Here is a 26930-nt window from a genome sequence, read left to right as displayed (position 1 = left end):
GATCCTGACGCCGACGAGGCCGAGTGGCTCACCACGGAAGTTGCGGCCCTCGCCAAAAAATGGTCGCGCAAACCCGCAGGCAAGCGCGCTAAACGCAGCTAACCCGCGGCCTTCACCGGAGGGTTTCAGGCCACTGCACGGGCAAGTGCGTTCTGTGTCATCGACATTCGTGCAGAGGCATGTACGAGGTCGGCGCGGCCCCGGACGCCTCAAGGCCCAGCATTGGAAGCGCTGAAGATGTTCTGGAGAAAGCGAAACTGTCCCAGCTAAGTCGATCAAGAGAAAATGATCGTTATCTTCTTCTTCGACCTCGCTAGCTCGTGATGATTTTCGGCTCTCTCGACTATCTCACAATATTCCAAGTTTTATCTGCCTTCACTAGAGTGCCTACTGAACGCCGTGGTTGAATAAATCAACGCGGCGCTCTCTCCCGTACCATTCCTCCATCGATGGCACCAGCGCAGAAGCTGAAGTCAAACGCGCTGTGGTCGCGCTCGGAATGATCGGCGTTGCGCGACGGGGAAGCGCGCAGCCTGAACGTTCATACGATTGGAGAAAGGTCATGCCGAGGCGTCCGGCAAAGGTTACACAAGCAGATCTAGCTCGCGCGATCCGCGCCGCCAAGGAAGCCGGCGCGAGCGTCGTCAGCGTCGACGCAGACGGCGTTATTCGGATTGCACTGACGTCGAGCGCCGCGCCAACCAAGCGCACAACAGGTCTCGATGAAATATGGGTGCCATCGGAGGCGTTGCAGCGTTACCTGAAACGCACCGAAAGCGGGTGAAACGCACCTTATGCAATTGATGCGGAGTCACTGCACCGTTAGACTCCAGGCATTGGTTCACGGAGTAAGCCAATGCTTGGAACGCCGCGACGCGATCCCCGCGCACCCGGGGACACGCGAATGTACCTTTACTTCGACTAATCCCCGCTCGGGCGCGCTGCGCTGGTACGTGAAGGTGAGCCGCAAGGGTCGGCGGATCGGGATCAGAGAGCGATATGGCACCGAAGCCTTCGATGCCGCCTATGATGCGGCGGTCGCGGCGCTCGGAGGAGTGATGCGTAAACGGCGAACCGAACCCGATCCGTTGGTGCAACCAGAACGTCGCTATGTGCTGGCCGATCGCTCTCAGCGCGGACAGACGCGCTATTATGTCCAGCTTCGCAACGGATTGCCGAAGATCAGAATCAAGGCGGAGTTCGGCACCAGGGCATTCGATGACGAGTGCGACGCGGCCATTGTTTCGCAGATCGCGCTTTATGGCGATGCGACCGATTACGTCAACGCGCAGAAGCAGCGCAACGAGCCGCGTCCCGAACTGCCGACAGAGCCGCCGAAACCTCACACCCTGCGCTGGTACTGGACGCTTTACAAACACAGCGACCATTGGCTGGGCGACCTTGCCGTCGGCGAGCTAGGTCTGTCGGACTCGACACGGCTCCAGCGCACCGGGTTGATCGAATCGCTCCTGCCCGAGAATGGCGAGAAGCCGTTTGGGGTGCTGACACGTAAGGTCATCAAGGCGGAGATGAAAAAAGGCCTGGGCGGCGAAGTTCAAGAAGTACGCGGTCCTGGCTGGCGTCAACGAACCCAAGAAAAGCTGCCATGGAGTGCGAAAGGCCCGCGCCGAGGTCGCTGCCTACGCCGACTGCACCGAGAGCCAGATGATGGCGATGTTCGGCTGGACCGACCCGAAGATGCCCGCGTATTACATCGCCAAGGCGAACCGGGAGAGGCTGGCATGAGCGGCATGGAGAAGATCGTGGCGTTCGACCAGAGTCAGTTACTTGACGATGTCACGGCTTTACCTGGAGCGAACAGGTCGGGAACGTTGGCCGAGAACAGAGTAGTAACTTTGCGTAGTAACTTCGGAAGAAAAACACCCTAATTTCAATGTATTAGGCGTTGGCATGGTGCGCTCGGAGGGACTCGAACCCCCACGATTTTACTCACTGCCACCTCAAGGCAGCGCGTCTACCAATTCCGCCACGAGCGCTTTTGGGGATGCCGGCCTGAGGCTTGAAGGCCGGCCGGATCAACGGCGCCGATCTAACAAATCCATCAGAGGGGTACAAGCCTGCAAAGGCCCCGAATTCCACAAGCTTGGGAAGAAAGTTCCGCTCCTTGTGGCCGAGCTACCGGAGCCCGGGCCGCTACCGCGTGCCCCGGCCGCTACCGCGTGCCCGGCGTGCGCGGCAGCATCTGCTTGACCTCGACGGCGATCCGGTTGCGGTCGACCAGCACGACGCCGGAGGCCACCGGCAGATTGTTGGCCAAAACCTTGACCTCGTCAGCCTCGGTTGCGTCAAGCTCGATGATGGCGCCGCGGGAAAGACGTAATACCTGATGGATCGGCATAGTGGTCGTCCCGAGGACGACCATGAGATCCACGGTGACTTTATCGAGAGTAGGCACTTCAGCACCACCGCAACTGGAGACTCTGCATTTGCGCCTGCAATCATCACCACGTTATGGTTAGCCAATGGTTAATTCGCCTCAAGATGTCCGCCAACACCTCGATTTGACGTCGTTTTCCGCCTCCACTGGTGCGCCCGTGGAGTGGCGGATATCCGACGCCCCGGTGCCCTATCCGGAGGCCGTGGCCGCGATGGAGGCGCGTGTCGCGGCGATTGCCGCTGGCGAGGCGCCGGAGCTGGTCTGGCTGCTGGAGCACCCTGCGCTCTATACCTCCGGCACCTCCGGCAAGGCCGCCGACCTGCTCGATTCCCGCTTTCCGGTCTTTGCGACCGGCCGCGGCGGACAGCTCACCTATCACGGCCCCGGCCAGCGGGTGGCCTATGTCATGCTCGACCTGAAGCGCCGCCGGCCGGATGTGCGGGCCTATGTCGCGAGCCTGGAGGAATTGATCCTGCGCACGCTCGCCGCCTTCAACGTCCGCGGCGAGCGGCGTGAAGACCGGGTTGGGGTCTGGGTGAAACGGCCCGACAAGGGGGCGGAGCACGAGGACAAGATCGCGGCCATCGGCGTGCGGCTGAAGCGCTGGGTCTCGTTCCACGGCATCGCCATCAACGTCGAGCCAGAGCTGGACCACTTCGCGGGGATCGTGCCCTGCGGCGTCGCCGATCCCCGCTACGGCGTCACCTCGCTGGTCGACCTCGGCCAGCTCGTGACGATGGCCGATGTCGATATCGCGCTCCGGCAGGCCTTTGAGGAGCTGTTCGGGCCGACCCGAGCGCTGCTGCCGGAATCGGTTGCCTAGCGCGTTCCTGTTGGAGACGCATCGCTCTCGTTCTCTGCAGGCGCGGAATCGGCTATGCTTGATTCCGGTGCCGCCCACGCCTCCCCCCTCCGCCGGGAAAGTAGACTTCATGCCGGGCGAATAGATATCGGACCGACTGTTCGGGCGCCATGCATAAGGAGGGGTTGCGATCATGCTCGCAATGGGAGGTTCTCACGATGAAGCTGTCTGCGCCTATCTATCATCTGAAGCGCAAGGCGAAGCGCCTGTCCCGCGAGGAGGGCATACCGCTCCACGATGCGCTTGACCGCGTCGCTGTGACCGAAGGGTACAGCGCCTGGAGCATGCTCGCAGCGAAAGCCGCTGCGGCAACGCCGGCCAACAGGCTATTCGCCCAATTCCAGCCAGGTGACCTGGTGCTGGTCGGGGCGCGCCCCGGCCATGGCAAGACCCTGATGAGCCTTGAACTTGCGGTCGAGGCCATGAGGTCGGGAAGTCGAGCTGCGTTCTTCTCGCTCGAATATACCGAGAAAGATGTTCTGGAGCGCTTCCGGGCGATCGGCGTGGACCCGGCGCAATTCGCTGACATGTTCGAGGTCGATTGCTCCGACGCGATCAGCGCCGATTATGTTGTGAAGCAGATGGCCGCGGCCCCCCGCGGCACTGTGGTGGTGATCGACTAGCTGCAACTGCTCGACCAGCGGCGGGAAAACCCCGACCTGACCGTTCAGGTGCGCGCGCTGAAGTCGTTCGCTCGCGACAAGGGGCTGATCGTCGTCTTCATCTCGCAAATTGATCGATCCTATGACCCGTCGATCAAGCCCTGCCCCGACCTCAGCGATGTCAGGCTGCCAAACCCGCTGGACCTGAAGCTGTTCGACAAGACGTGCTTCCTCAACAACGCCGAAGTTCAGTTCAAGGCGGCGAGCTGACGATCCCCGCCCCAATGAGTTCAGGTCGCGGGTGGCGCATTCCGCCCGCGACCTCCAGCTCATGCCCTTTCCGGCGCGACCTCGAGCTTGCCGGCGATGTAGCGACGCTCCTGGGTGAGGCCACCGAAGCCGTAGGCGTCGCCCTTGACCTCGTCGACATGCAGATAGGTCTCGGGATGCAGCGGGCCCAAAATCTCGGCCATGCGCTTGAACATCGCGGCGAGATAGGCCGCCTTCTCGTCCTTGGTGTTGGTGCCTTCGCTGACATGGATGTCGATCCAGTAGCTCGCCAGCTTCTGCTCGGCGAGGGACTTACCGCCGGCGAACCAGTCGCCGGCGTCGACCGGCTTGACAATGATGGCGGTGACCTTCGGATCCTTGTGCAGGATCTTTGCGGTGAGCTCGGACACGGCGCTGCCAATCTCGGCCTTCAGTACGGGGGACTGGCGGGAAGTGGCGTAGGACACGGTGATCAGGGGCATGGTCGTTCTCCTCGGAACGTCGCGGGCTTATTTGCGCGGCGTCTTCAGGAAAGCTAGACCTCCCTCTTTCATTTTGATACCTTATCTACGTTGATATTAATGATAACCATTCAAAATGACAGCCACGCTCGACATCGCTACCGTCCAGGCCTTCCTGCTGGTTGCCGACCTCCAGAGTTTTACGCGCGCCGCCGAAGCACTTGGCACGACTCAGGCGGCCGTCAGCTTGAAGCTGCAACGGCTGGAGGCGCTGCTGGGAAAACGGCTGGTCGAACGCTCGCCGCGCGCGGTCCGGCTCACCTCCGATGGCGCAAGTTTTTTCGATCGCGCCCGCGCCCTGATGGAAGCACATGACCGCGCTCTGTCGGGCGAAGCATCGGCCGCGCAGTCGCTCTCGCTCGGCATTTCCGATCATGCCGCGGGGCCCGAGCTGGTGCCGTTGCTCGAACGCCTGCATGCGATGTCCTCACAGCTCACCCTCACTGTCACCATTGGCTTCTCGCGCGAGATGCAGGATGCCTACGACGCCGGCCGGCTCGATGCGGTGATCGTCCGCCAGGAAGGCAGCCGCCGTGGCGGCGAGAAGCTTGCCGAAGATGAGTTTTGCTGGTTCGCCGCAAGACGCTTCGCCGTGCCGAAGGGCGAGCCGCTGCCGCTCGCGACCCTCGCCCCGCCCTGCGGCGTTCGTGCGATTGCCGTGCGCGCGCTCGACAAGGCCGGCGTCGCCTGGCGCGAACGCTTTGTCGGAGGCGGCGTCACCGCGGTGGTTGCGGCTGCACTTGCCGGACTCGCGGTCGCGCCCCTGGCGCGGCGGATCGCACCCGCGGGACTGATCGACCTCGGACCGGCGCAGAAGCTGCCAAAACTCGGGAGCTCGAAGGTGATGCTGCATTCGAAAGTCAGCGATCCCGCCAAGCTGGCGGCACTGCGTATGGTGGCCGCGACGTTTCGGGGCGTGGCGGCGGCCTAGTCGCTCACGGCGGCGTCGAGCCGTCCTGTGACCTTCTTGCGGCTGCATACCGTCCATGAGATTTGCCTAAAAATGCCCCAGCACACGGGAACAATCTCTGTTTTGCCGCGTTTGCACGGGTCGACGCGGGGCCCGGGAATGGTGAGAAAGTCCAGTCAGCAGCGAGACTTGTTCGAGAGCGAACGCAGTTTCCGCCTGTTGGTTGAGGGGGTTGCCGACTACGCGCTGTACATGCTCGATCCCTCTGGGATCATCACGAGCTGGAACATCGGCGGAGAGCGCATCAAGGGCTATTTGCCCGAAGAGATCCTCGGCCAGCACTTTTCCCGGTTCTACACCGAGACCGACCGTGCAAACGGCAAGCCCGCCCGCGCGCTCGGCATTGCGCGGGAAAAGGGCCGTTATGAGGAAGAAGGCTGGCGCGTCCGCAAGGACGGTACCTTCTTCTGGGCAAGCGTGGTGATCGATCCGATCTATGAGGACGGCGAACTGGTCGGCTTCGCAAAGATCACACGCGACATCACCGAGCGTCGCAATACGCAGCTCGAGCTCGAGGCGATGCACAAGCAGCTCGCCGAGTCGCTGAAGTTCGATGCGCTCGGCCAGCTTACCGGCGGCGTCGCTCACGATTTCAACAACCTCCTGATGATCATCAGCGGCAGTCTTCACATCCTGAAGAAACGAGCCGAGGACGATGCCAAGCTGCAGCGCGCGATCTCCGCAATCGAGACAGCGACCAAGCGCGGCGCCGCGCTGACCAGCCAGCTTCTCACCTTCGCAAGACGGCAGAGCGTCAATCCGCAGGCAATCGACCTTGCATCCCGCATCACGGCGATCCGCGAGGTGCTCGACGCCGGCATCGGCAGCTCGGTGCGTCTCGCTCTCGAGATCGACCGCGACGTCTGGTCGATCAAGGCCGATGTCACCGAGCTCGAAACCGCCCTGCTCAACCTCGTCATCAACGCCCGCGATGCCATTCCCGACGGCGGCACGGTGACGATCCGCGCGCGCAACGTCGTGCAGACCGAGCCGCCGCACGCCGGCGAGTTCGTCGGGATCGAAGTCGCCGATACCGGCCTCGGCATTCCCACAGACGTGCTCGACAAGATCTTCGAGCCGTTCTTCACGACCAAGCCGATCGGCAAGGGCACCGGCCTCGGCCTCTCCCAGGTGCACGGCTTCGCCCATCAGGCCGGCGGCACCGTGAAGGTCGCAAGCGAGCTCGGCAAGGGCACGACCTTCACTATCCTCCTGCCGCGCGGAGAGACCGCGCCATCGCGCGAAACGGCGGAGGCGCGATCCTTCCAGGGTAGCGGCACGGTGCTGCTGGTCGAGGACAATCCGGATGTCGCCGTCGTGAGTATCGGCCTTTTGGAGCAGCTCGGCTATCAGGTGCGCCGGGTCGCCGATGCCGAAGCGGCATTGCGCGAGATCGAGAAGAACGGCGTCGACTTCGTATTCACCGACATCGTAATGCCTGGCAAGATGGACGGGCTCAGCCTCGCCCATCGTTTGCGCGAGACCCGGCCCGGCCTGCCGATCCTGCTCGCCACCGGCTACAGCGAGGTTGCCGCCCATGTCCGCGGCGATTTCCCGATCCTGCGCAAGCCCTACGAGATCCACGAGCTGAGCGAGGCGATCGCGAAGTTGCCGCGGTAACGACTTCTTCACCTCGCCTCGCCTGCGGGGAGAGGGAGCGCACCTACACCGTCGGCAGCACCGAAAACGCTTCCCCTGCCCTGCGCAAGTTCAATTCATCGGCCCCGGCGGTTTCACTGGTGACGCTGTCGACGCGCGAGGACGGCGGGCCGTGGCGGCATAGCGCGACCATCTCGGCGACATGCTTCGGCGCGCCCGCGAACAGCGCCTCGACGCTGCCGTCACGGCGGTTGCGGACCCAGCCTTCGAGCCCGCACGTGGTGGCCTGGTATTCGACCCAGGCCCGGTAGCCGACGCCCTGCACTTGGCCGCGGATCGTGACTTGGAGGATCGCCCGGCTCATTTCTTCAATCCGAGAAAGTCTGTGCTGCGCGCTTTCGCGTTGGCCTCACGTGTGACACGGCTGGTCAGGTCGGGCGATGCGAGGCCCTTGAGCGCCTTCGGCGCCGCGCCCTCGCGCAGCGCTTTCAGCGTCTCGTGGACGGCCTGCATCGCGGCGGCGATGGGTGCGTGGCCCTGGAGCGCGATACGCACGCGCTGGCCGGCGAGATAGTCGAGCGCGTTCAACTCATCCGGTACGCCGCCGAGCACGATCGGCAGGCGGGTTGCCGCTGTGATCGCCGCGAGTTCGGCACGCGACGCGATACCGGTGAAGAACAGCGCGTCGACGCCGGTGGCCTCATAGGCCTGGGCTCGGCGGATCGCATCCTCGATCGAGGTGATCGAGGCTGCACCGGTGCGGCCCATGATGACGAGCGAGGGATCGCTGCGGCCGTCGAGCGCCGCCTTCATCTTGCCGACGCCTTCCTCGAGCGAGATCAGTTGCGTCTTCGGTTCGCCGAAGCCGGCCGGCAGGAGCGTGTCCTCGATGGTGAGGCCGGCCGCGCCCGCAGTCTCCAGCTCCTGCACCGTGCGGCGCACGTTGAGCGCGTTGCCATAGCCGTGATCGGCATCGACCAGCACCGGCAATTTGGCGGCGCGCGACATCCGCCGCATCTGCTCGGCAAGTTCGGTGAGCGTGACCAGGGTGATATCGGGATCGCCGAGCACCGCGAGCGAAGCCACCGAGCCGCCGAACATGCCGAGCGGAAAGCCGAGATCCTCGGCGATGCGGATCGAGATGGCATCGTAGACCGAGCCGGGACGGATGCAGGCCGAGCCCGACAGGATCGATCGCAGTTTTTCGCGGCGGGAACGGAAGGCCATGGTTGCCTCATTCTAAATTCCTCATCCTGAGGAGCGCGGTCTTGCGCGCGTCTCGAAGGATGAAGGCCGAGCTGGTGGCCTCGCCCTTCGAGACGCCGCGCAAGCGCGGCTCCTCAGGGTGAGGGTCAACTATTATGCTCTTGAGCGCTTAAGCAAACTCCAAAATCAGTGCATCCACCGCGAGCGTGGCGCCTGCGATGGCGTGGATCTTCTTGACCATGCCGTCCTGCTCGGCGCGCAGCACGTTCTGCATCTTCATGGCTTCGACGACAGCGAGGGTCTCGCCGGCCTTAACCTCCTGCCCTTCGATCACCGCGATCGTGACCACGAGGCCCGGCATCGGGCAGAGCAGCTTCTTGCCAGTGTCGGACGCCGCGGTCACCGGCATCAGCCGCGCCGAGGCCGCTTCCGCTTCGGTCCAGACATAGACCGGCACCTCGACGCCCTGGTGCGCGAGACGGATGCCGTTGGGAATCGGACGCGCCTGCACCGCGACCAACTGGCCATCAATGGTGCCCTGCCAGACCGGATCGCCCGGCTTCCACGGCGATTGCAACAGATGCGCGTTGCCGGGTTTACCATCGGCATCGACGAGCCGCACCGTGATCGCCTCGCCCTCGCGTGCGACCTCGAGCAGTATCTCCTGGTGATCGAGCCACACCGCGCGGCGGCGCTCGCGCTGCACGACGCGGCCGCCCATTTGTCCGGAGATCTGCCGCTTGCGCTCCCCTAACACGTGATCAATGGCGGCGCCGACCGCCGCGATCCGCCGCGCGACCTCGCCTTCCGGCGCGCGCACAGCAAATCCCTTGGGGAATTCCTCGGCGATGAATCCGGTCGAAAGTCGACCCTCGCGCCAGCGCGGATGATGCATCAAGGCCGAGAGGAACGGGATGTTGTGGCGGATACCATCGACATAGAACGAATCCAGCGCGGTCGCCTGCGCCTCGATTGCAGCGGCGCGCGACGGCGCATGCGTGACCAGCTTGGCGAGCATCGGATCGTAGTGGATCGAGATTTCGCCGCCCTCCTGCACGCCGGTGTCGTTGCGCACGGTGATGCCGTCCTTGCTGGCTTCAGCAGGCGGGCGATACTTCACGAGACGCCCGATCGAAGGCAGAAAATTGCGGAACGGATCTTCGGCGTAGAGCCGCGACTCCACCGCCCAACCCGTAAGCGTGACGTCCTTCTGCGTCAGGCCAAGCTTCTCGCCCGCGGCCACGCGGATCATCTGCTCGACGAGGTCGACGCCGGTGACGAGCTCGGTGACGGGATGCTCGACCTGGAGGCGCGTGTTCATCTCCAGAAAGTAGAAACTCTTGTCCTGGCCGGCGACGAATTCGACGGTGCCGGCGGAGTCGTAGTTCACGGCCTTGGCCAGCGCGACCGCCTGCTCGCCCATCGTGCGGCGCGTGGCCTCATCGAGCAGCGGCGACGGCGCCTCCTCGATGACCTTCTGGTTGCGGCGCTGGATCGAGCATTCGCGCTCGCCGAGATGGATGACGTTGCCGTGCTTGTCGCCCAGCACCTGGATCTCGATATGGCGGGGATCGACGATGAACTTTTCGACGAAGACACGGTCGTCGCCGAACGAGGCCTTGGCTTCGGCCTTGGCGAGATTGAACCCCTCGGCGACCTCTGCCCTCGAATGCGCGATGCGCATGCCCTTGCCGCCGCCGCCGGCAGAGGCCTTGATCATCACGGGATAGCCGATCTCGTCGGAAATCCTCACCGCGTGCTTGTCGTCCTCGATGACGCCGAGATAGCCGGGCACGGTCGAGACCTTTGCCTTGGCCGCAGCCTTCTTGGATTCGATCTTGTCGCCCATCGCTGCGATCGCACCCGGGTTGGGGCCGATGAAGACGATGCCGGCAGCTTCCAGCGCGCGCGGAAATGCTTCGCGCTCGGACAGGAAGCCGTAGCCGGGATGGACGGCCTCTGCGCCCGTCTTGCGGCAGGCGTCCACGATCTTCTCGATCACCAGGTAGCTCTCGACCGCCGCGGGCGGACCGATCAGGACGGCCTCGTCGGCCATCTCGACATGGAGGGCGTCGCGGTCGGCCTCGGAATAGACCGCAACCGTCTGAACTCCCATGCGGCGCGCGGTCTTGATGATCCGGCAGGCGATTTCGCCGCGATTGGCGATCAGAATGCGTTTGAACATGCTTTTCTTGAGTCTCGACCTTGGGCGGGACCCTTCCCTGGCCGTTGGGGCCTATGGGGACGGGCCGTGTGGCTCCCGTGGTACATCAAAATAAGCTGGAGGCAACGGTCTAAATCCGCGCCGCTGACGTACCAGAGAGGGCCAGACCCGAGCCTCGCGGCGCCCGCGAGCCTTCTACTGCCCCTTGACCTCGGACTGGGCCTCGGTCGCGGCCTTGGACCCGGCTTGGGCCACGTCCCGGACCAGGCCGTGAATGAAGCCCAGTTTCGCGACCACCGCGGGCGACAGGATGAAGGGATAGAGGTCGCGCAGCCCCATCGCGCGGTTGACGCTGTTCATGGCGAAGGTGAAGGGCAGCCATGCATTGACCAGCGCCTCAACGTCCCGGGCCTCGTAGGGGTTGAAACGGATGCGGGTCGACAACTCTCCATCGCGGTCGACCTTGGGTCGCACCTCCATGCCGAACTCGGAGGCCATCTCCAGGGTGTCGACGATATGGAGATAGTGCGCCCAGGTCTCGGCAAAGTCCTCCCACGGGTGCGTGGTGGCATAGGCCGAGACGTAGTTCTGCTGCCAGTCCGGCGGCGCACCCTCTGCGTAATGGAGCTGCAAGGCCTGGCCGTAGTCGGCGGAATCGTCGCCGAACACTGCACGGCATTCTTCCAGCCTGCCGCCTTCGCTCACCAGCACGTCCCAGAAGTAGTGCCCAACCTCGTGACGGAAATGCCCGAGCAGCGTCCGGTACGGCTCGCCCATCTCGAGCCTGCGCCGTTCACGCTCGATGTCGTCGGCCTCGGTGAGCGCGATCGTGATCAGGCCGTTGTCATGGCCAGTCATGATCCGCTGCCCATTGTTCGGATCGTCAGCAAGGAAATTGAAGATCAGGCCATGCTCGGGATTGTCCTGCCGGGTCTGGAGCGGCAGCTTCCAGCGGATCAGGGAATAGAACAGCCGGTGCTTCGCCCCCTCGAGCTCGCGCCACCCGGCAAGCTGCGCGGGATCGGACAGGTCCGGGACCATGCCGTTATGACGGCAGGCGCGGCAGTAGCCGCCGTCTTCAGGATCGGTGAGCCAATTGCAGGCGTCGTACTCGGCATTGCGGCACAGCATCCGCCCCTTGCCCTTGTCAGCGAGCGTGGCCCAGGCCTCACCGTCGGGCTCGAGCGCCGACATGGTCTCCTTCTCCGGCAGGAACGCAACCCGATGGCCGCAACGTTCGCAGGCGCGATTCTCGAAATAGAGGACGTTGCCGCAGGCCTGGCAGACAAAGAGCTTCAAGATTTAGCCTCTTCTGAAAGAGAGTCTCGTGAAGAACACTGGAGAGCACTGGGAAGGCGCCTCGCAAAGACGCGTCCGCCGGCTGATCGTTCCAGCCTCTGGAACAAATTGCCAGACCGGACGTTCGCTCATCGGACTTTTCCCGTGCCGAGCAGGCCGCCTGCCCTTCCCGACAATCTCCCCTTTGAACAATGGCCATCGCGCTCCGTCTGTGTGAATATCGGTCCGGCACGTGCGTACCCGCATGATAACGGCCGACACCTTGAACGATCCTTTACCCGAGACCGCTGCCGCCGAAGGGCTGCGCGAGCATCTGGAAGAGATCGCGCGCGAGCGCGACGACGTCTATCGTGCGCTCCAGGATCGCGAGGCCGAGCTCGCGCGCATCCAGCGCATTGGCAAGGTCGGCGGGTTCGAGGTCAACTTCCGCGAAGGATTCAAGAACCGCCGTTCGCCCGAATATCTGATGCTCCATGGGCTGCCACCCGAAGCCTCCGACGAGACGCACGAGGACTGGGTCAACCGCATCCATCCCGACGACCGCGACGACGCAGTGAAGCACTTCTTCGATGCGCTGTCCGGGACGAGCGAAGACTACACCGCCGAATACCGCATCATCCGCCCCAGTGACGCCGAGACCCGCTGGATCCGCGTCGTGGCCAAGATCGAGCGCGACAAGAACGGCCGCGCCATTCGCTTCGTTGGCGCCCACATCGACGTGACCGACCAGATGCTGGTCCGCGAGACCCTGCGCGAGAGCGAAGAGCGCTTTCGGCTGATCGCCGACAGCGCGCCGGTGCCGATCTGGGTGACCAAGCTCGACCGTACACGCTCCTTCGCCAACCAGGCCTATGTCGATTTCGTCGGCCTGCCCTACGATCAGGCCATCGCCTTCGACTGGCGCAAGGTGCTGCATCCGGACGACCTGCCGCATGTGCTGCAACAATCCGTACAGGGTGAAGCGTCGCTCAAGCCGTTCGTGCTGGAAGCGCGCTACAAGAACGCGAGCGGCGAATGGCGCTGGCTGCGCTCGGAATCGCAGCCGCGCTGGGACCCGACCGGCAAGCACATCGGCTTCATCGGCGTTGCACACGACATCACCGCCGCCAAGCAGGCCGAGTCCGAGCTGCGGCAGCTCAACGAGACGCTGGAAGAGCGCATCACCAAACGCACCGCCGAGCTCGAAGCCAACGAGGCGCGGCTGCGCGCCATCCTGGAGACCAGCAACCAGTATCAGGGACTGGTCAACCTCCACGGCGAACTGCTCTACGCCAACAAGACCGCACTCGCCGGCATCCGCACGGAGTCGCGCGAAATCATCGGAAAGCCGTTCTGGGACACGCCCTGGTTCGCGACCACCGAGGGCATGAGCGCCGTCGTGCGCACCGCCTTCGACACCGTGCTCGGAGGCGAAGCGGTGCGAATGGAAATGCGGCTGCGTCTTCCCGTCGGCGAACGCGATTTCGATTTCGGCATGCGCCCCGTGCTCGACCGCCACGGCAACATCACCGGCGCGGTGCCGGAACTGGTCGACATTACCGAGCGCCGCCGCGGCGAGGAAGCACTGCGGCAATCGCAGAAGATGGAGGCGATCGGCCAGCTCACCGGCGGCGTCGCGCACGACTTCAACAATCTGCTCACCATCATCCGCTCGGCTACCGACTTCCTGCGCCGGCGCGAGCTGCCGGAGGAGCGCCGCCGCCGCTATGTCGACGCCATCTCCGAGACCGTCGAACGTGCCTCCAAGCTCACGGCGCAGCTGCTGGCCTTCGCACGCCGGCAGCCGCTGAAGCCGCAAATCTTCAACGTCGGCAGCCAGGTCGAGGGTGTCGCGCAATTGGTCCGGCCGCTGGTCGGCGGCCGCATCGAGATCGCGGTAGAGGTCCACGATTCCGACTGCTTCACGATTGCCGACATTGCGCAGTTCGAGACAGCGCTGATCAACCTTGCCATCAATGCCCGCGACGCGATGGAAGGTGAAGGACGACTGACCATCGCGGTGCGCAGGGTTTTGGGCATTCCGAGATTGCGCGCGCAGTCGGCGCGGGGCGGCGACTATGTCGCGATCTCCGTCGCCGACACCGGCAGCGGCATCGCACCGGAAAACATCGACGCCATCTTCGAGCCGTTCTTCACCACCAAGGAGGTCGGCAAGGGCACCGGCCTCGGCCTCAGCCAGGCCTTCGGCTTCGCCAAGCAGTCCGAGGGCGACATCGCTGTGACGAGCGCGCCCGGCCAGGGTGCGACCTTCACCATCTATCTGCCACAGGCGCAGAGCCCTGCCGGGGAGAAGGAAGCCGCGGCCCTGACCAGCGAGGCGGCAACGACCGGGCGCGGCTACCGCGTGCTCGTGGTCGAGGACAATGACGATGTCGGCCGTTTCTCGACCGAGCTTCTGGAGGACCTTGGCTACGTCGTCCGCCGCGTCGCCAACGCCAATGCGGCCCTCGCAATCCTCGGCGAGAACGAATTCGCCGTCGACCTCGTCTTCTCCGACGTCATCATGCCCGGCATGAACGGCGTCGAGCTCGCCGGCACCATCCGTGAGCGCTATCCGGGCCTCCCCGTCGTGCTCACCAGCGGCTACAGCAATGTGCTCGCCGAGAACGCGCATCGCGGCTTCGAGCTGATCCAGAAGCCCTATTCGGTCGAGTCGCTGTCGCGCATCCTGCGCAAGGCGATCACGGAGAAGCTGTCGGGCGCGCGGTGAAGGCAACACCAGCGTCGTCCCGGCGAAGGCGGAATGTTCGTCGGCTGCTAGCCGTCACGATGACGCTGACGGCAAGTCCGGTGACGTCGCGGGGGAAGACAGCGGCTCCGGGTTCGGCTATCGCTGCCGAATGAACCACCCCCGTATCAAGGACTGAACGTGCCGACTGCGCCGCATGACGCCTTTTGGGCCTGGAGCATCATCTTTGCCGCCACCGCGGGCGTCATCATCCGGCCCTTTCGCCTGCCCGAGGCGATCTGGGCCGTCATCGGCGCCGGCACCCTCGTGCTGCTCGGCCTGCTGTCCTGGCAGGATGCGCTTCTCGGGATCGAGAAGGGCATCGACGTCTATCTCTTCCTAATCGGCATGATGCTGATCGCCGAGCTCGCACGGCTCGAGGGATTGTTCGACTATCTGGCGGCGTTTGCGGTTGAACATGCGCGTGGCTCGCCGCAGCGATTATTTCTCCTGATCTATCTGGTCGGCACGCTGGTCACTGTGCTCTTGTCCAACGACGCCACCGCAATCGTGCTGACACCCGCCGTCTACGCCGCCACGCGTGCCGCCGGCGCCAAGCCGCTGCCCTATCTGTTCGTCTGCGCGTTCATTGCCAACGCCGCGAGCTTTGTGCTGCCGATCTCCAATCCCGCCAACCTCGTGGTCTTCGGCAAGCACATGCCGCATCTTGGTGCATGGCTGCGCCAGTTTACGCTGCCGTCGCTCGCCTCGATCATCCTCACCTACCTCGCACTGCGCCTTGCGCTGTATCGCGAGTTGAAGGAAGAAACGATAGCAGCCCGCGTCCCTCACCCGAGTCTGGGCCGTGGCGGCCGGTTGACCGCTTACGGCATCGGCGCCATCGGGATCACGCTGATCTGGGCTTCTGCACTCGATCTGCAGCTTGGCCTGCCGACCTTCATCTGCGGCACGGCGACCGCCGCCGCAGTGTTGCTGCTCAACCGCCAATCGCCTCTTCCCCTGCTGAAAGGGGTGTCCTGGAGCGTGCTGCCGCTGGTCGGCGGGCTGTTCGTGATGGTGGAAGCGCTGGTGAAGACCGGCGTGATCGGCCAGCTCAGCGCACTGCTGCACCAAGCCGTGGGGCAATCCGCTGCAAAAGCCGCCTGGAGCGTCGGCATCGCCACCGCGATCGCCGACAATATCGCCAACAACCTCCCCGTCGGCCTCGTCGCGGGCTCGGTCGCTGCCAGCGATCACTTGCCCGCACCCGTCGTCAGCGCCATTCTCATCGGCGTCGATCTCGGGCCGAATCTATCGGTGACCGGCTCGCTCGCCACCATCCTGTGGCTGGTCGCGCTCCGCCGCGAAAAGATCGAGGTCGGCGCCTGGCGCTTCCTCAAGCTCGGCATGCTGGTGACGCCGCCCGCCTTGATCGCGGCATTGGCAGCCGCGATCAGATAACGGCGAGCCCGAATTAAGCGGAATATTTGCGGTGCATCAATGCCGGCGGCGACGCCGCAGCTAGAGTTCGCTTGTCGCGCGGTCCGAACATGGCGCGACAAGGAAGGTCATCATGCCGATCCAATCCAAGGCACTTCCGCAGAGCTTTTCCCTGCGTCGCTCAATTCAGAGATTCACTGCACCGGTCGAAGGCCAGGCCGAGACGTCCCACCCCCTGCTGGTCTTGACCGTAGTGGTGCTGCTAGCCCTGTTCGCCATCGTGGAAATCGACCTCCACGCGACTCAACTTCAGGCGATCGGCCTGCTCGGCTATGGGACCGGGATCGATCCGATCTTCTTGAGCCCATAACGGCTCGCGGCTCATCCAGTCGAAGGTCCCGACCGCGGCCATGACGGCCGCGACCGGGTCATACATCGTCAGTCGTTCTCGTAGCCGTAGACTTCCGGCAGGATGAAGACCGCGGCGAGCAATCCGATCAGCGGGAAGATCGCGACGAACAGCGTCGCATTGGCCTGTCCGATCGCCGCGAACAGCGTCGGGAACAGGAAGATCGCCAGGAACGACGGCAGCTTCACGAACATGTAGGCGAAGCCGCTCGCAGTCCCGCGGTATTTCGGCTTGGCGACCATGGTCGGGATCGTCATGCAGTTCGACGCGTCCCAATAGTGGCCCCACAGCATGGCCGCCGCCGCGAATGGCAGCAGGATCTTGTTGTCGGTGTAGAGCGCGAAGGCGGCAACCAAGAGCGACACCAGCACGATGGAGAAGCCAGCGATCGCGATGCCGCGATGCCCGATCTTCGGCGTCAAGAGCGGGCCGACCCACCCGGATACAGCGGCGAGGGAGAACAGCCCCATCGTCACCAAATTGTTGCCGAGGATGCTCGACACGCCGACCATCGCGAATAGCACCGGCAGGTAAAACGCGAAGGTCGAGAACTCGCTCGCCTGGGCGAAGCAGGCGATCCAGCCATAGATCGTGGCGCGCCAGCGGATCGGGTCCTTCTTGAGATCGGCGAGGAATGCGCTGGTGCGGACCTTCGGCACTTTCACATCCTGGTCCGGCAGCATGGCGAGATCGTCGTTGAACATCTCGCGCGCGACCTTTTTGGCCTCGCGGAAGCGCCCCTTCTGCACCAACCACACCGCCGTCTCCGGAACGTCATGCCGCATGATCAGGATGATCAGCGCCGGCAACGCGCCGAGGCCGAGCGTCACGCGCCACAGCGTCTCGTGATGAATGTCGAGCAACAGGAAGATCACGATGACGCCGATGGTGAGAACTTCACCGACCGCGAACATGAACTGCCAGCGGTTGCCCATGACCTCGCGCTCACCCTTGGCCATGGATTCCATGATGTAGGTGTAGCCGGTCGAGATGTCGGAGCCGAGCGGGATGCCGAGCAGGAAACGGATCACCACGAGCCAGCCGACGCTCGGCACGAAAGCCTGCGCCAATGCGAGCACGATGAACATCACCATGGTGATCAGGAACATGACGCGGCGGCCGATTATGTCGGACAACCAACCGCCGAGCAGCGCGCCGATCAGGGCGCCGCCCTGCGTGCCGGCCGCGGCAAGACCGAGCATCAGCGGATCGGGATTGTACTGCTCCTTGATGAAGATCAGCACGAAGGCGATGGAATAGAGGTCCCAGGCCTCGACCAGGATCGAGGCCATCATCAGCCAGCCGACCTTGTTACCTTTTGGACTATAGTTCGTAATGAGGTAGCGGACCGCAGCTTCGCTCGCGGTCGGTTGTGGCATGGCGATCGTTGACATCTTTGGTCCTCTCTTCGAAACTCTTTACGCGCCGAGCAGCGGTTCGATGCTGCAATCGAGCAGGCGCGGGTCGATCCCGGTCTCCATGCCTGTGAACATCTCGCCCATATAGTCGATCAGTGCATCGCTCGCCTTCACCGCGTCCTCGACGCGGCGATTGGCGACCGCATTGAGAATGGCCAGATGACGATCGATGGTGCCTGACAGATCAGCCTGTCCCGGCATGAATCGGTGATGGATATAGCCGATGCGGCGATAGAGCGTGTGCAGCGGCCGCAGCGTATGCACCAGAAACGGTTCGCCCGCCGCGTCCAGCACCAGTGCGTCAATGCGGCGGTCGATGCTGTTGAACTCGTCGAGGGTCAGGCTGGCGCGGCGCTCGCGCAGCAGCCGCTCGATATGGAGCGCCTGATTGCGATGCGAGAGGCTGGCGCGATCGGCCGCGAGCCGGACCACGAAACGCTCCATGTCGCGGCGCAGGCCGAGCAACATGCGCTCGCGCGTCAGATCGATCGGCGCGATGTGCAGGCCGTGGCGCGGGCGGATGATGATCAGCGTATCGTTGGAAAGACGGTTGACGGCGTGATGCACCGGCGTGCGGCCGAAGCCGGTCATGTGCTGCAGCTCCAGCATCGTCATGAACTGGCCGGGCTTGAGCTCGCAATGGACGAGCAGCTCCTCGATCCTCTGATAGGCAAGCTCGAAGAAGTTGAGCCGGTTGCGCCGGCTGGGCTTGCCCTCGCCGTCGTCCTCCGCTCTCACCACCTCGAGCGCGCGTTTGCGCCGTGCCATGTTGTCCTCCCCGTCGGCCAGCGCTCTCGCGTTGCGGCGGCACCTTGTTGGTGATATCCCTAAAACATGTTGTGATATATTACAAGCAGGGGTAAGACGTCCGCCTGCTCGCCACACCAATACTGGCGCGCAATGACAACAAGACGGGCGCCACGCGCCTGTGACGGGAGGATTATTGCCGTGAAGATCACGTCGATCGAGACCCTGCGCACCGAGGAATTCTCCAACGTCATCTGGGTGCGCGTCCACACCGATGCGGGCGTGATCGGACTTGGCGAGACCTTCTATGGCGCGGGCGCGGTCGAGGCGCAGATCCACGACACCTTCGCCGGCCGCCTGCTCGGCCGCAATCCCCTGCACATCGAGGCAATCCATCGCGACATGCTGAACCTGCCGATGGCGCAGTCCTCCACCGGCGTCGAATACCGCGCAGCTTCCGCAATCGACATCGCGCTGTGGGATTTGTTCGGCAGGGTCTGCAATCAGCCGGTGCACCAGATGCTCGGCGGCCTCTGCCGCGACAAGCAGCGCATCTACAACACCTGCGCCGGCACCAAATATGTTCGCTCCACCAACATCAGCCCGGTCTCGAACTGGAACCTCGGCGCCTCTGAAGGCCCTTACGAGGATCTCGATGCCTTCATGACCCGCGCCGATGCGCTCGCCGAGAGCCTGCTGGAAAGCGGCATCTCCGCGATGAAGATCTGGCCGTTCGATCCGGCGGCACAGGAGAACAAGGGGCTCTTCATCACCGCCGCGCAGATGAAGCAGGCCATCGAGCCGTTCGAGAAGATCCGCAAAGCCGTCGGCGACAAGATGGAGATCATGGTCGAGCTCCATTCGCTGTGGAATTTGCCGACCGCCAAGCAGATCGCGCGCGCGCTCGAGCCGTACAAGCCGACCTGGTACGAAGACCCGATCCGGATGAACTCGCCGCAGGCGCTCGCCGAATATGCCCGCTCGACCGACGTCTGGGTCTGCGCCAGCGAGACGCTGGGATCGCGCTTCCCCTACAAGGACATGCTCGACCGCGACGCCATGCATGTAGTGATGGCGGATTTGTGCTGGACCGGCGGCCTCACCGAAGGCCGCAAGATCGCGGCGATGGCCGAGACCTATCACCGCCCCTTTGCGCCGCACGATTGCATCGGTCCGATCGGCTTCGTCGCCGCCATCCACATGTCGTTCAGCCAGCCCAACACGCTGATCCAGGAATCGGTCCGCGCCTTTTACAAGGGCTGGTACAATGAACTCGTCACCACCATGCCTGTGATAAAGGACGGCTATGTCTTCCCGATGGAAGGCCCCGGCCTCGGCATCGACCTGCTGCCCGCGGTATTCGACCGCAGCGATCTCACCGTGCGCCGCTCCAACGTCTGAGGATCTTGAGATGAGCACCGCCCTCTTCGACCTTTCCGGCCGTACCGCACTCGTGACCGGCTCCTCCCGCGGCCTCGGACGCGCTATCGCCGAGGGCATGGCCAAGGCCGGCGCCAAGTTGATCATCAACGGCGTCGATCCCAAGCGCGTCGAGCAGGCCGTCGCCGAATTTCGCGCGGCCGGGCACCAAGCCGAAGGTGCCGCGTTCAACGTGACCGACGAGCCCGCGATCGTCGCTGCCTTCGAAAATTTCGACAGACAAGGCCTGGCGGTCGACATCGTCGTCAACAACGCCGGCATCCAGCACCGCAAGCCGCTGGTGGAGTTCACCACAGACGAATGGCGCAAGGTGATCGAGACCAACCTCACGAGCGCCTTCGTGATCGGCCGCGAAGCGGCCAAGCGCATGATCCCCCGCAAGCACGGCAAGATCATCAACATCGGCTCGCTTGGCAGTGAACTGGCGCGTCCCACCATTGCGCCCTACACCGCCGCAAAAGGCGGCATCAAGAACCTGACCCGCTCGATGGCGGTGGAATGGGCCCAGCACGGCATCACGGCCAATGCGATCGGACCCGGCTACATGCTGACCGACATGAACGAGGCGCTGGTCAACAACACCGATTTCAACAACTGGCTGATGGGCCGCATCCCGTCAAAACGCTGGGGCCGGCCGGATGAGTTGGTGGGCGCCGCGATCTTCCTGGCGTCCGATGCCTCGACCTACGTCAACGGCCAGATCATCTATGTCGACGGCGGCATGATCGCCGCGATGTGATCGCTTAGACCAACAAGGGAACGAGCCATGCGCGCCGTCGTCATCCACGCCCCGAAAGACCTGCGCATCGACAGCTATCCCGATGCGGCGCCCGGCCCGGGCGAAGTCCGCGTCAAGATCGCCAATGGCGGCATCTGCGGCTCCGACCTGCATTACTACCATCACGGCGGTTTCGGCGTCGTGCGCATCCAGCAGCCGATGGCGCTAGGGCATGAGATCGCCGGCGTGGTCGCCGCCGTCGGTGACGGCGTCACGAACGTGAAGCCGGGCACCCGCGTCGCGGTCAACCCGAGCAAGCCGTGCGGCCAGTGCCAGCACTGCCAGGAGGGCATGCGCAACCAGTGCCTCGACATGCGCTTCCTCGGCAGCGCGATGCGCTTTCCGCATGTGCAAGGCGGCTTTCGCGAATTCCTCACGGTCGACGCCACGCAGGCCGTGCCGATCGCCGACAAGCTGACGCTGGCGGAAGCTGCGGTCGCCGAGCCGCTGGCAGTGTGTCTGCATGCCGGCAAGCAGGCCGGTCCCCTGCTTGGCAAGCGCGTGCTGATCACCGGCTGCGGCCCGATCGGCGCGCTGATGATCCTGGTCGCGCGCTTCGGCGGCGCCGCCGAGATCGTGGTGACCGATGTCGCCGAAGCGCCGCTCGCGGTTGCCAAAAGGCTCGGCGCCACGCACGCCATCAACGTCGCGGCCAATGCCGCCGCGCTCGATCCCTGGCGCGCCGGCAAGGGCGTGTTCGACACGCTGTTTGAAGCCTCCGGCAACCAGGCTGCGCTGCGCACCGCGCTCGACGTGCTGCGGCCCGGCGCGACGCTGGTGCAGCTCGGCCTCGGCGGCGAGATGACGCTGCCGATCAATTCCATCGTCGCCAAGGAATTGCAGATCCGCGGAACCTTCCGCTTCGACCCCGAATTCCAGCTCGCGGTGCGGCTGATGGGCGAAGGCCTGATCGACGTCAAGCCGCTGATCACGGCCACCATGCCGTTCGAGAATGCGGTCGCAGCGTTTGAGCTCGCCAGCGACCGCGCCCAATCGATGAAGGTGCAGTTGACGTTCTGAGCGTCGGCCAGCGTTATTGGTTCTCGATCAGGTGATCCCTGACCAATCCCACCGCGCCGCGCTTCCAGGAATAGTCGGCGCCCATCCGCAAGCCACTGTCGCCGCGCGCGACGACTGCGCCGGTCCGCGCGTCGCGCACCTGAAAACCCACCGTATACTCCGTCCGGCTGACCCGTCGCACCACGCCGATCAGCGATTGATCCGCGCCGAGCTTTGCGGCGATGGCCGCATCGCAGCCGCCGCAATCGCGCAGGCTGCGGCTCCTTGCGGCGCCCTCGCCTGCGCCGCTGACGTCGACGATGCGGTAACGCCCGGATTGCGCGAGCGCGGCGCGCACGCCCGCCGTCGCTTCGTCCAGATAGGACACGTCGGCGGCCGCGAGGCTGGATGCAGGCGCCGCGGTGTTGTCGTCGAGCTCGAAATCGAACACCGCAAGCGCGACCGGCGCCGGTGCCACGAGCGCTGCCAGGACCTCGCGGGATACGAAGATCTCGGCACGTTCCCATGCTTCGTCGTTATCACCGCGGAAGGTATAGAGCTTGTCCATCACGACCTTCTTGGCGCCGGCATCGATCACTGCGACCTTGGCCCATTGCACCAGCGTGCTCGTCTTCTGGATGCCACCGATGACCTTGAACGCCGCCCCGTCCTGCACGGACGGCGCAAGCCGATAGCGCCGGTCGGCGGTGATGTCGCGGCGCAACGCGGCCATGAAGGCGGCGAGCCGCCGCTCGTGGGCGGCAGTCTGGTTGGCCGGCTCGGCCGATGTGTCGATATAGCTGAAATCGTCGATGACAACGCCGACGCTGGCGTCGGCCGCCGCCGGCCAACGAGCCGCCGAGACGACGAGCAGGAGAATTGCAACAGGGACAAGAAGGGATCGTCGCATGTGCGGCCTCGCGGGTGGAAGGGCCCGACGCTAGGCCGGGCGATGCGCGGCGTGCAGCTTCCCGCGTCCCGGCCACCGCCGGGAAATTTTCACGACCTTACTCCTTGAGCGCCGGCGGCGCTTTCCGGCCGTGCAGTTCTGCCGTTTAATGCCCCGGCGGACCGAGATCATCCGCGCAGGATGCCCGCCGATGTGGAACCGCCTGAAGCCCGACCTGAAGCTCCGCCTGACGTTGCGCGTTGCGGCCATTTCCACCCTCTGCTTCGCGGCGATCTCGGCCTATTTCCTGGTCGAGGCCGATCGCTCCGTGCACACCCGGATCGACGCGATCGCCAGTCTCGCTGCGCGAACGCTGGAGCTGCAACAAAACAAGATCCAGTGGGTGAACCATCCCCGCGCCGAATTTCCGGACCTCGACAACGTCGCAGCTTCGGTCATGGCGCCGGGCCTTTGTCTTGCGTTTCGCGCCGGCAACGGCGACACCGTCCAGCGCTTCTGCGGTGGCGCATCCGGCGCCGCCGGCCATCCGCCGCAAGTCTTCGCCACGCTCTATCGCAAACTGTTCGATCCCGGCCGCGAGGCCACACATGCCGTGACCGTTCGCGGCACCACGATCGGCGAAGCCGTCACCTGGATCGATCCGGCGGTGCAGACAGCCGAAGCCTGGCACGACGCCGGCCGCCTGATTGCGGCGCTTGCAATCGTCCTGCCGCTATTGTGCGCGCTCGTCTATGCGGCGCTGGCGCGTGCGCTGCGTCCGACCCGGATCATCCGCGACGGCCTCGAACGGATGGCCGCCGACGATCTCACGGCGCGGCTGCCGCCATTCGAACTCGCGGAGCTCTCGGCCATCCGCGACGTCTTCAACCATCTCGCCGAACGTCTCTCCACCACGCTCGCTGAACGCAGCGAGCTCACCCGCCGGCTGATCGTGGTGCAGGACGAGGAGCGGCGGCATCTGGCGCGCGAACTGCACGACGAGTTCGGACAATCTCTTGCCGCCATCCGCGCCCTCGCCGCATCGGCACACCAGACTGCAGCGCAGGACTGTCCCGCCCTGCTGCCGGAATGCGACGGCATCTCGCGGACTGCGACCGGCATGATGGAGACGCTGCGTGGCGCCCTGTTCAGGTTGCGGCCGCCCGACGTCGACGAGCTCGGCCTCGTCGCGAGCCTCGAGGGCCTGGTTGCGGGCTGGAACGGCCGCAGCCGCGGCCAGCCCCGCTTCGAGTGCCGATTTGACGGCGCGTTCGAGAGCCTGCCCGCCGCGGTCGGCGCCGGGCTCTACCGCATCGTGCAGGAGGCGCTCACCAACGCGGCCAAGCATGCCGGCGCCACGCGGGTCACGCTGGAGCTGACCGCGCGCGAAGCCGCAGCGCATGACGATCGCACCATCGCGCTTTGCATCGCCGATGACGGCCGGCCGGGCGATACGGCCGTGACGACGGGAATGGGCCTGCTCGGGATGCGCGAACGTGTCGCCGCGCTTGGCGGCCGCCTGAGCTTCGAGACCGGAGCGGATCGGGGCGCGACGCTGCACGTCGTCATTCCCGCATCGGTCCACCCCACCGTCATGGAGCGTGCAGCATGAACGGCACCGACTGCGCCATCATGCTGGTCGACGATCATGCCGTCGTCCGCGAAGGCTATCGCTCGGTGTTGCAGAAGCAGCCGGGCCTGCGCGTCGTGGCCGAGGCCTCAGACGGAGCCGAGGCCTACCGCCTGTTCAAATCGGCCAAACCCGATCTCGTGATCATGGATCTCAGCATGCCCGGCATCGGCGGGATCGAGACTGTCAGGCGGATCCGGCAATGGGACAAGGCCGCCAAGATCCTGGTCTTCACCATGCACCAGAATGCGGGTTTTGCCGTGCAGGCGATCCGCGCGGGCGCAAGGGGATATGTCACCAAGACCAGCCCGCCGGAAACGCTGGTGCGCGCGGTCATGGACGTGCTCGCGGGCAAGATCGCCGTCAGCCCTGACATCGACCATGAGCTGGCGCTGAGCCGGCTCAGCGGCGAAAGCTCCGCCGCCGACGTGCTCACCGCGCGCGAGTTCGAGGTGCTGCGCCTGCTGCTCGCCGAACGGAGCACCGATGAGATCGCCGAAACGCTCCACGTCAGCCCGAAGACGGTCGCCAACCTGCACTCGCTGATCAAGGACAAGCTCGGCGTCGGTTCGGACATCGAACTGGTCCGGCTCGCACTGCGCCAGGGCCTGCTGACCCAGGCAGATTTTGGCGAGGCATGAAGCGCAGCGCGGTGGCGCATCATTCGCTCGATATCACCGAGTCCAGCCACGCGCAGTTCAGCGGCGGCACGCTTGGGTCGGGCACGCGCACGCCGCGCGCCGCCGCGTCCAGCCGCATGTCGCGCAGGCGCTTGCGCTGCTCCTCGGGCATGTAGAGACGCTCGTGGCCCCACAGCGACGGGCCGTCGAAGGTCTCGTGCGGCTGCCAGGTCTTGGGATCGATGACGCGTCCACCCCAGCCATATTCGATGAAGAAGCCGGAGGGCGTGTTCACATAGAACGACGTCATGTGGTCGTTGGTGTGCCGCCCCAGCGTATAGGCGATGCGGCCCTCGTCCATTTGCGCGAGGTCGTAGCCCTGTCCGACATCGTCGAGGCTGCCCAGTTCGACCATGAAATGATGCAGCGCCTTTCGCCCCGAGCCGACCATCGCAAAGCTGTGGTGGCGGCCGTTGACGTGGAAGAAATAGAGCCCATACGGCTTGAGTCCAAAATCGGAGACGTGAAAGCCAAGCACATCGCGATAAAACGGCAATAGCGGCTCGACGTCTTCCACGTTCATCACGACGTGCCCCATGCCGAGCGCGCCGGTGCGGAAGCCCGAGATCGGCCGGCCCGGCTTGAAGGGCTCGGTCGTAAGCGCCGGCTTGCAAAATGCCTCTAACCGGTTGCCGGCAGGATCGGCAAACGCGATCATCTCACTGACATGCCGCTCATCGGCGAGCGCGCGCGATCCGCGTGTCACCTTGACGCCGAGACTCTCGAGCCGCCCGGCAAGCTGATCAAGCTCGACGGTCGACGGAACTTCCCAGCCCATCACCGCAAGGCCAGCGTCGCTGCTGCCGTCGATGATCAGCCGCTGCTTGCGGTCGTCCATGCGGAAGGCCCGCATCTTGCCGCCGCGGTCGACCTGCTGCATGCCGAGCAGGCCGGTCGCCATCCGGCTCCATTGGTCGATCTGGGACGAATTGATCCCGATATAGCCGAGCGCGGTGATTTCCATCGACGTCCTCCCGAAGGCATCGTGCCTGCCGCATCGCGGCAAACTTGATACCGGTTGCGCGCGACCCTACGGTGGCTTCCGCAATCGCGTCGCGTTTGCAACGACGATAGCCGCGGGCCCAAGCCGCACATAGGAGGAAATGCGAAGTGTCCAAGGAGCGGACGCGAAACGGGGCGCCGCGGCCATTGGAAGGCGTCCGCGCCTTCAAGCGCGGGCTGGACGTGCTGCGCGAGGTCAACCGCTCCGGCGGCATCCGCGCCGGTGATGTGGCCCGCGCGCTCGACCTGCCCCGCCCCACCGTCTATCGCCTGCTCGAGACTTTGGAGGAACTCGGCTACGTCGCGCGCAGTGCCAGCGACGACCGCTTTCGCGTCACCCGGCGGGCGCTGAGTCTCGGCGACGGCTACGATCCCGGCGTGGTGATCTGCCAGGCTGCAGCGCCTTATCTTGCCGAGCTCAGCAAGGCCCTGGTCTGGCCGGTCGATCTCTCTACTTATGAAAACGCGGCCATGGTGGTGCAGGAGACCACCCATTCCCGCAGTCCGGTGTCAATCGATCGCGGCATGATCGGCAAGCGCCTGCCGATGCTGCGCACCTCCGCCGGCCGCGCCTATCTTGCCGCCTGCCCCGCGCGCGAGCGCGATCTGATTGTCAACCATCTGCGCCGGATCGACGAGGCCGATGACCGTCCCTTCCTCGACCAAAGCCGCCTCGATCGTATGATCGCCGAGACGCGGACGCGCGGCTACGCCATCCGCAGCGAGGGCGAATACAATCCCAAGACGGCCTCGATCGCTGTTCCGATCGTCCGGAACGGCGCCGTGTTCGGCTGCATCTCCATCATCTGGATCCGCTCGGCGCTCGGAATCGAGGAAGCGGTGGCGCAGTTTGCAGCGCTACTTCAGGAGACGGCGGCGGCTATTCCGGTCGAAGTCTAGCAGAGCCGTCCGCTGGGCGGACACTTGGCGCGCCGATGT

At 64.6% G+C, this 26930-nt stretch carries 24 protein-coding genes, 1 tRNA gene and 1 pseudogene; 15 read left to right on the top strand and 11 right to left on the bottom strand.

The features are described from left to right. The first annotated feature begins 562 nt into the window (after nucleotides 1-562). The gene (locus tag GWG65_RS07785) at nucleotides 563-784 is read left to right on the top strand and encodes a hypothetical protein (protein ID WP_275194777.1); all 222 of its coding nucleotides are present in this window, start codon (nucleotides 563-565) and stop codon (nucleotides 782-784) included. A gap of 76 nt (nucleotides 785-860) precedes the next feature. Further along, nucleotides 861-1889, top strand: coding sequence for a hypothetical protein (locus GWG65_RS07780; RefSeq protein ID WP_275194776.1), 1029 nt, complete (start codon nucleotides 861-863; stop codon nucleotides 1887-1889). Nucleotides 1890-1912: 23 nt separating this feature from the next. Here the strand turns inward: GWG65_RS07780 and GWG65_RS07775 are convergent. Both GWG65_RS07775 and GWG65_RS07770 read right to left on the bottom strand, forming a co-directional pair. Next, nucleotides 1913-1997 (bottom strand) — tRNA-Leu (locus tag GWG65_RS07775). Between the two features lie 176 nt (nucleotides 1998-2173). Continuing rightward, nucleotides 2174-2416, bottom strand: a complete 243-nt coding sequence (locus GWG65_RS07770) for a FliM/FliN family flagellar motor switch protein (protein WP_011088012.1) — start codon at nucleotides 2414-2416, stop codon at nucleotides 2174-2176. A 67-nt stretch (nucleotides 2417-2483) separates the two neighbouring features. Here GWG65_RS07770 and lipB point away from each other — a divergent pair, with 67 nt between their 5' ends. Both lipB and GWG65_RS07760 read left to right on the top strand, forming a co-directional pair. Beyond that, nucleotides 2484-3221 carry a lipoyl(octanoyl) transferase LipB gene (gene lipB / locus GWG65_RS07765; RefSeq protein ID WP_275194775.1) on the top strand — a complete coding sequence of 246 codons (738 nt, stop codon included), beginning with the start codon at nucleotides 2484-2486 and terminating at the stop codon, nucleotides 3219-3221. A gap of 197 nt (nucleotides 3222-3418) precedes the next feature. Continuing rightward, a pseudogene (locus GWG65_RS07760) lies at nucleotides 3419-4132 on the top strand (DNA helicase). A 59-nt stretch (nucleotides 4133-4191) separates the two neighbouring features. Here the strand turns inward: GWG65_RS07760 and GWG65_RS07755 are convergent. After that, entirely contained in the window at nucleotides 4192-4614 is a 423-nt protein-coding gene (locus GWG65_RS07755) for a 4-oxalocrotonate tautomerase family protein (protein ID WP_275194774.1), read from the bottom strand. Nucleotides 4615-4729: 115 nt separating this feature from the next. Between GWG65_RS07755 and GWG65_RS07750 the strand changes: the two genes are divergently transcribed. Both GWG65_RS07750 and GWG65_RS07745 read left to right on the top strand, forming a co-directional pair. Next, on the top strand, nucleotides 4730-5584 hold the full coding sequence (locus tag GWG65_RS07750; RefSeq protein WP_275194773.1) for a LysR substrate-binding domain-containing protein: 855 nt from the start codon (nucleotides 4730-4732) through the stop codon (nucleotides 5582-5584). A gap of 138 nt (nucleotides 5585-5722) precedes the next feature. Beyond that, complete coding sequence (locus GWG65_RS07745) at nucleotides 5723-7243, top strand: PAS domain-containing sensor histidine kinase (protein WP_275194772.1); 1521 nt, start codon at nucleotides 5723-5725, stop codon at nucleotides 7241-7243. Nucleotides 7244-7286: 43 nt separating this feature from the next. On the opposite strand, the gene GWG65_RS07740 is transcribed toward GWG65_RS07745, so the two are convergent. The 4 genes from GWG65_RS07740 to GWG65_RS07725 form a co-directional block, all read right to left on the bottom strand. Beyond that, entirely contained in the window at nucleotides 7287-7586 is a 300-nt protein-coding gene (locus tag GWG65_RS07740) for an acylphosphatase (protein WP_275194771.1), read from the bottom strand. Then, nucleotides 7583-8449: an isocitrate lyase/PEP mutase family protein gene (locus GWG65_RS07735; protein WP_275194770.1), complete on the bottom strand. Its 867-nt coding sequence runs from the start codon at nucleotides 8447-8449 to the stop codon at nucleotides 7583-7585. The genes GWG65_RS07740 and GWG65_RS07735 overlap by 4 nt, the downstream gene beginning before the upstream one ends. Nucleotides 8450-8597: 148 nt before the next feature. Then, on the bottom strand, nucleotides 8598-10613 hold the full coding sequence (locus tag GWG65_RS07730) for an acetyl/propionyl/methylcrotonyl-CoA carboxylase subunit alpha (RefSeq protein ID WP_275194769.1): 2016 nt from the start codon (nucleotides 10611-10613) through the stop codon (nucleotides 8598-8600). Between the two features lie 174 nt (nucleotides 10614-10787). After that, on the bottom strand, nucleotides 10788-11891 hold the full coding sequence (locus GWG65_RS07725) for a putative zinc-binding peptidase (protein ID WP_275194768.1): 1104 nt from the start codon (nucleotides 11889-11891) through the stop codon (nucleotides 10788-10790). A gap of 232 nt (nucleotides 11892-12123) precedes the next feature. Between GWG65_RS07725 and GWG65_RS07720 the strand changes: the two genes are divergently transcribed. The 3 genes from GWG65_RS07720 (at nucleotide 12124) to GWG65_RS07710 (ending at nucleotide 16369) form a co-directional block, all read left to right on the top strand. Then, nucleotides 12124-14601 (top strand): PAS domain S-box protein, encoded by a 2478-nt coding sequence (locus GWG65_RS07720; protein WP_275194767.1) that lies wholly within the window; start codon nucleotides 12124-12126, stop codon nucleotides 14599-14601. 159 nt (nucleotides 14602-14760) lie between these two features. Then, nucleotides 14761-16020 (top strand): arsenic transporter, encoded by a 1260-nt coding sequence (locus GWG65_RS07715; RefSeq protein WP_275194766.1) that lies wholly within the window; start codon nucleotides 14761-14763, stop codon nucleotides 16018-16020. Nucleotides 16021-16132: 112 nt separating this feature from the next. After that, nucleotides 16133-16369 carry a hypothetical protein gene (locus GWG65_RS07710; protein ID WP_275194765.1) on the top strand — a complete coding sequence of 79 codons (237 nt, stop codon included), beginning with the start codon at nucleotides 16133-16135 and terminating at the stop codon, nucleotides 16367-16369. A gap of 68 nt (nucleotides 16370-16437) precedes the next feature. On the opposite strand, the gene GWG65_RS07705 is transcribed toward GWG65_RS07710, so the two are convergent. Then, nucleotides 16438-17802 (bottom strand): MFS transporter, encoded by a 1365-nt coding sequence (locus GWG65_RS07705; RefSeq protein WP_275194764.1) that lies wholly within the window; start codon nucleotides 17800-17802, stop codon nucleotides 16438-16440. A 24-nt stretch (nucleotides 17803-17826) separates the two neighbouring features. After that, nucleotides 17827-18594, bottom strand: a complete 768-nt coding sequence (locus GWG65_RS07700) for a GntR family transcriptional regulator (protein WP_275194763.1) — start codon at nucleotides 18592-18594, stop codon at nucleotides 17827-17829. 180 nt (nucleotides 18595-18774) lie between these two features. Here GWG65_RS07700 and GWG65_RS07695 point away from each other — a divergent pair, with 180 nt between their 5' ends. From GWG65_RS07695 to GWG65_RS07685, 3 genes are read left to right on the top strand one after another with little or no spacing between them, the layout of a single operon-like run. After that, entirely contained in the window at nucleotides 18775-19974 is a 1200-nt protein-coding gene (locus tag GWG65_RS07695; protein ID WP_275194762.1) for a mandelate racemase/muconate lactonizing enzyme family protein, read from the top strand. 10 nt (nucleotides 19975-19984) lie between these two features. Continuing rightward, entirely contained in the window at nucleotides 19985-20752 is a 768-nt protein-coding gene (locus GWG65_RS07690; protein ID WP_247380896.1) for an SDR family oxidoreductase, read from the top strand. Nucleotides 20753-20779: 27 nt separating this feature from the next. Then, nucleotides 20780-21811, top strand: coding sequence for an L-idonate 5-dehydrogenase (locus tag GWG65_RS07685; protein ID WP_275194761.1), 1032 nt, complete (start codon nucleotides 20780-20782; stop codon nucleotides 21809-21811). A 13-nt stretch (nucleotides 21812-21824) separates the two neighbouring features. On the opposite strand, the gene GWG65_RS07680 is transcribed toward GWG65_RS07685, so the two are convergent. Continuing rightward, on the bottom strand, nucleotides 21825-22700 hold the full coding sequence (locus tag GWG65_RS07680; RefSeq protein ID WP_275194760.1) for a DUF3280 domain-containing protein: 876 nt from the start codon (nucleotides 22698-22700) through the stop codon (nucleotides 21825-21827). A gap of 190 nt (nucleotides 22701-22890) precedes the next feature. Here GWG65_RS07680 and GWG65_RS07675 point away from each other — a divergent pair, with 190 nt between their 5' ends. Then, a complete protein-coding gene (locus GWG65_RS07675) occupies nucleotides 22891-24291 on the top strand; it encodes a histidine kinase (RefSeq protein ID WP_275194759.1) in 1401 nt (466 codons plus the stop codon). Next, nucleotides 24288-24950 (top strand): response regulator transcription factor, encoded by a 663-nt coding sequence (locus GWG65_RS07670; protein WP_275194758.1) that lies wholly within the window; start codon nucleotides 24288-24290, stop codon nucleotides 24948-24950. The genes GWG65_RS07675 and GWG65_RS07670 overlap by 4 nt, the downstream gene beginning before the upstream one ends. A 19-nt stretch (nucleotides 24951-24969) precedes the next feature. Here the strand turns inward: GWG65_RS07670 and GWG65_RS07665 are convergent, their stop codons facing one another. Next, nucleotides 24970-25953, bottom strand: coding sequence for a VOC family protein (locus tag GWG65_RS07665; RefSeq protein ID WP_275194757.1), 984 nt, complete (start codon nucleotides 25951-25953; stop codon nucleotides 24970-24972). A 146-nt stretch (nucleotides 25954-26099) separates the two neighbouring features. On the opposite strand from GWG65_RS07665, the gene GWG65_RS07660 reads away from it, so the two are divergent. Further along, nucleotides 26100-26891 (top strand): DNA-binding transcriptional regulator, encoded by a 792-nt coding sequence (locus tag GWG65_RS07660; protein ID WP_275194756.1) that lies wholly within the window; start codon nucleotides 26100-26102, stop codon nucleotides 26889-26891. The last annotated feature ends 39 nt before the right edge of the window (nucleotides 26892-26930 follow it).

The sequence above is a fragment of the Bradyrhizobium sp. CSA207 genome (assembly GCF_029051685.1).
Taxonomy (GTDB): Bacteria; Pseudomonadota; Alphaproteobacteria; order Rhizobiales; family Xanthobacteraceae; genus Bradyrhizobium.
This window is presented reverse-complemented; position numbering and strand designations above follow the sequence as displayed.

Bases quoted from the DNA above. Each gene is read 5' to 3' on its own strand.
- GWG65_RS07785 (WP_275194777.1), top strand. From the start codon at position 563: ATGCCGAGGCGTCCGGCAAAGGTTACACAAGCAGATCTAGCTCGCGCG.
- lipB (WP_275194775.1), top strand. From the start codon at position 2,484: ATGGTTAATTCGCCTCAAGATGTCCGCCAACACCTCGATTTGACGTCG.
- GWG65_RS07755 (WP_275194774.1), bottom strand. From the start codon at position 4,614: ATGCCCCTGATCACCGTGTCCTACGCCACTTCCCGCCAGTCCCCCGTA.
- GWG65_RS07750 (WP_275194773.1), top strand. From the start codon at position 4,730: ATGACAGCCACGCTCGACATCGCTACCGTCCAGGCCTTCCTGCTGGTT.
- GWG65_RS07745 (WP_275194772.1), top strand. From the start codon at position 5,723: ATGGTGAGAAAGTCCAGTCAGCAGCGAGACTTGTTCGAGAGCGAACGC.
- GWG65_RS07740 (WP_275194771.1), bottom strand. From the start codon at position 7,586: ATGAGCCGGGCGATCCTCCAAGTCACGATCCGCGGCCAAGTGCAGGGC.
- GWG65_RS07735 (WP_275194770.1), bottom strand. From the start codon at position 8,449: ATGGCCTTCCGTTCCCGCCGCGAAAAACTGCGATCGATCCTGTCGGGC.
- GWG65_RS07730 (WP_275194769.1), bottom strand. From the start codon at position 10,613: ATGTTCAAACGCATTCTGATCGCCAATCGCGGCGAAATCGCCTGCCGG.
- GWG65_RS07710 (WP_275194765.1), top strand. From the start codon at position 16,133: ATGCCGATCCAATCCAAGGCACTTCCGCAGAGCTTTTCCCTGCGTCGC.
- GWG65_RS07705 (WP_275194764.1), bottom strand. From the start codon at position 17,802: ATGTCAACGATCGCCATGCCACAACCGACCGCGAGCGAAGCTGCGGTC.
- GWG65_RS07700 (WP_275194763.1), bottom strand. From the start codon at position 18,594: ATGGCACGGCGCAAACGCGCGCTCGAGGTGGTGAGAGCGGAGGACGAC.
- GWG65_RS07690 (WP_247380896.1), top strand. From the start codon at position 19,985: ATGAGCACCGCCCTCTTCGACCTTTCCGGCCGTACCGCACTCGTGACC.
- GWG65_RS07685 (WP_275194761.1), top strand. From the start codon at position 20,780: ATGCGCGCCGTCGTCATCCACGCCCCGAAAGACCTGCGCATCGACAGC.
- GWG65_RS07680 (WP_275194760.1), bottom strand. From the start codon at position 22,700: ATGCGACGATCCCTTCTTGTCCCTGTTGCAATTCTCCTGCTCGTCGTC.
- GWG65_RS07675 (WP_275194759.1), top strand. From the start codon at position 22,891: ATGTGGAACCGCCTGAAGCCCGACCTGAAGCTCCGCCTGACGTTGCGC.
- GWG65_RS07670 (WP_275194758.1), top strand. From the start codon at position 24,288: ATGAACGGCACCGACTGCGCCATCATGCTGGTCGACGATCATGCCGTC.
- GWG65_RS07665 (WP_275194757.1), bottom strand. From the start codon at position 25,953: ATGGAAATCACCGCGCTCGGCTATATCGGGATCAATTCGTCCCAGATC.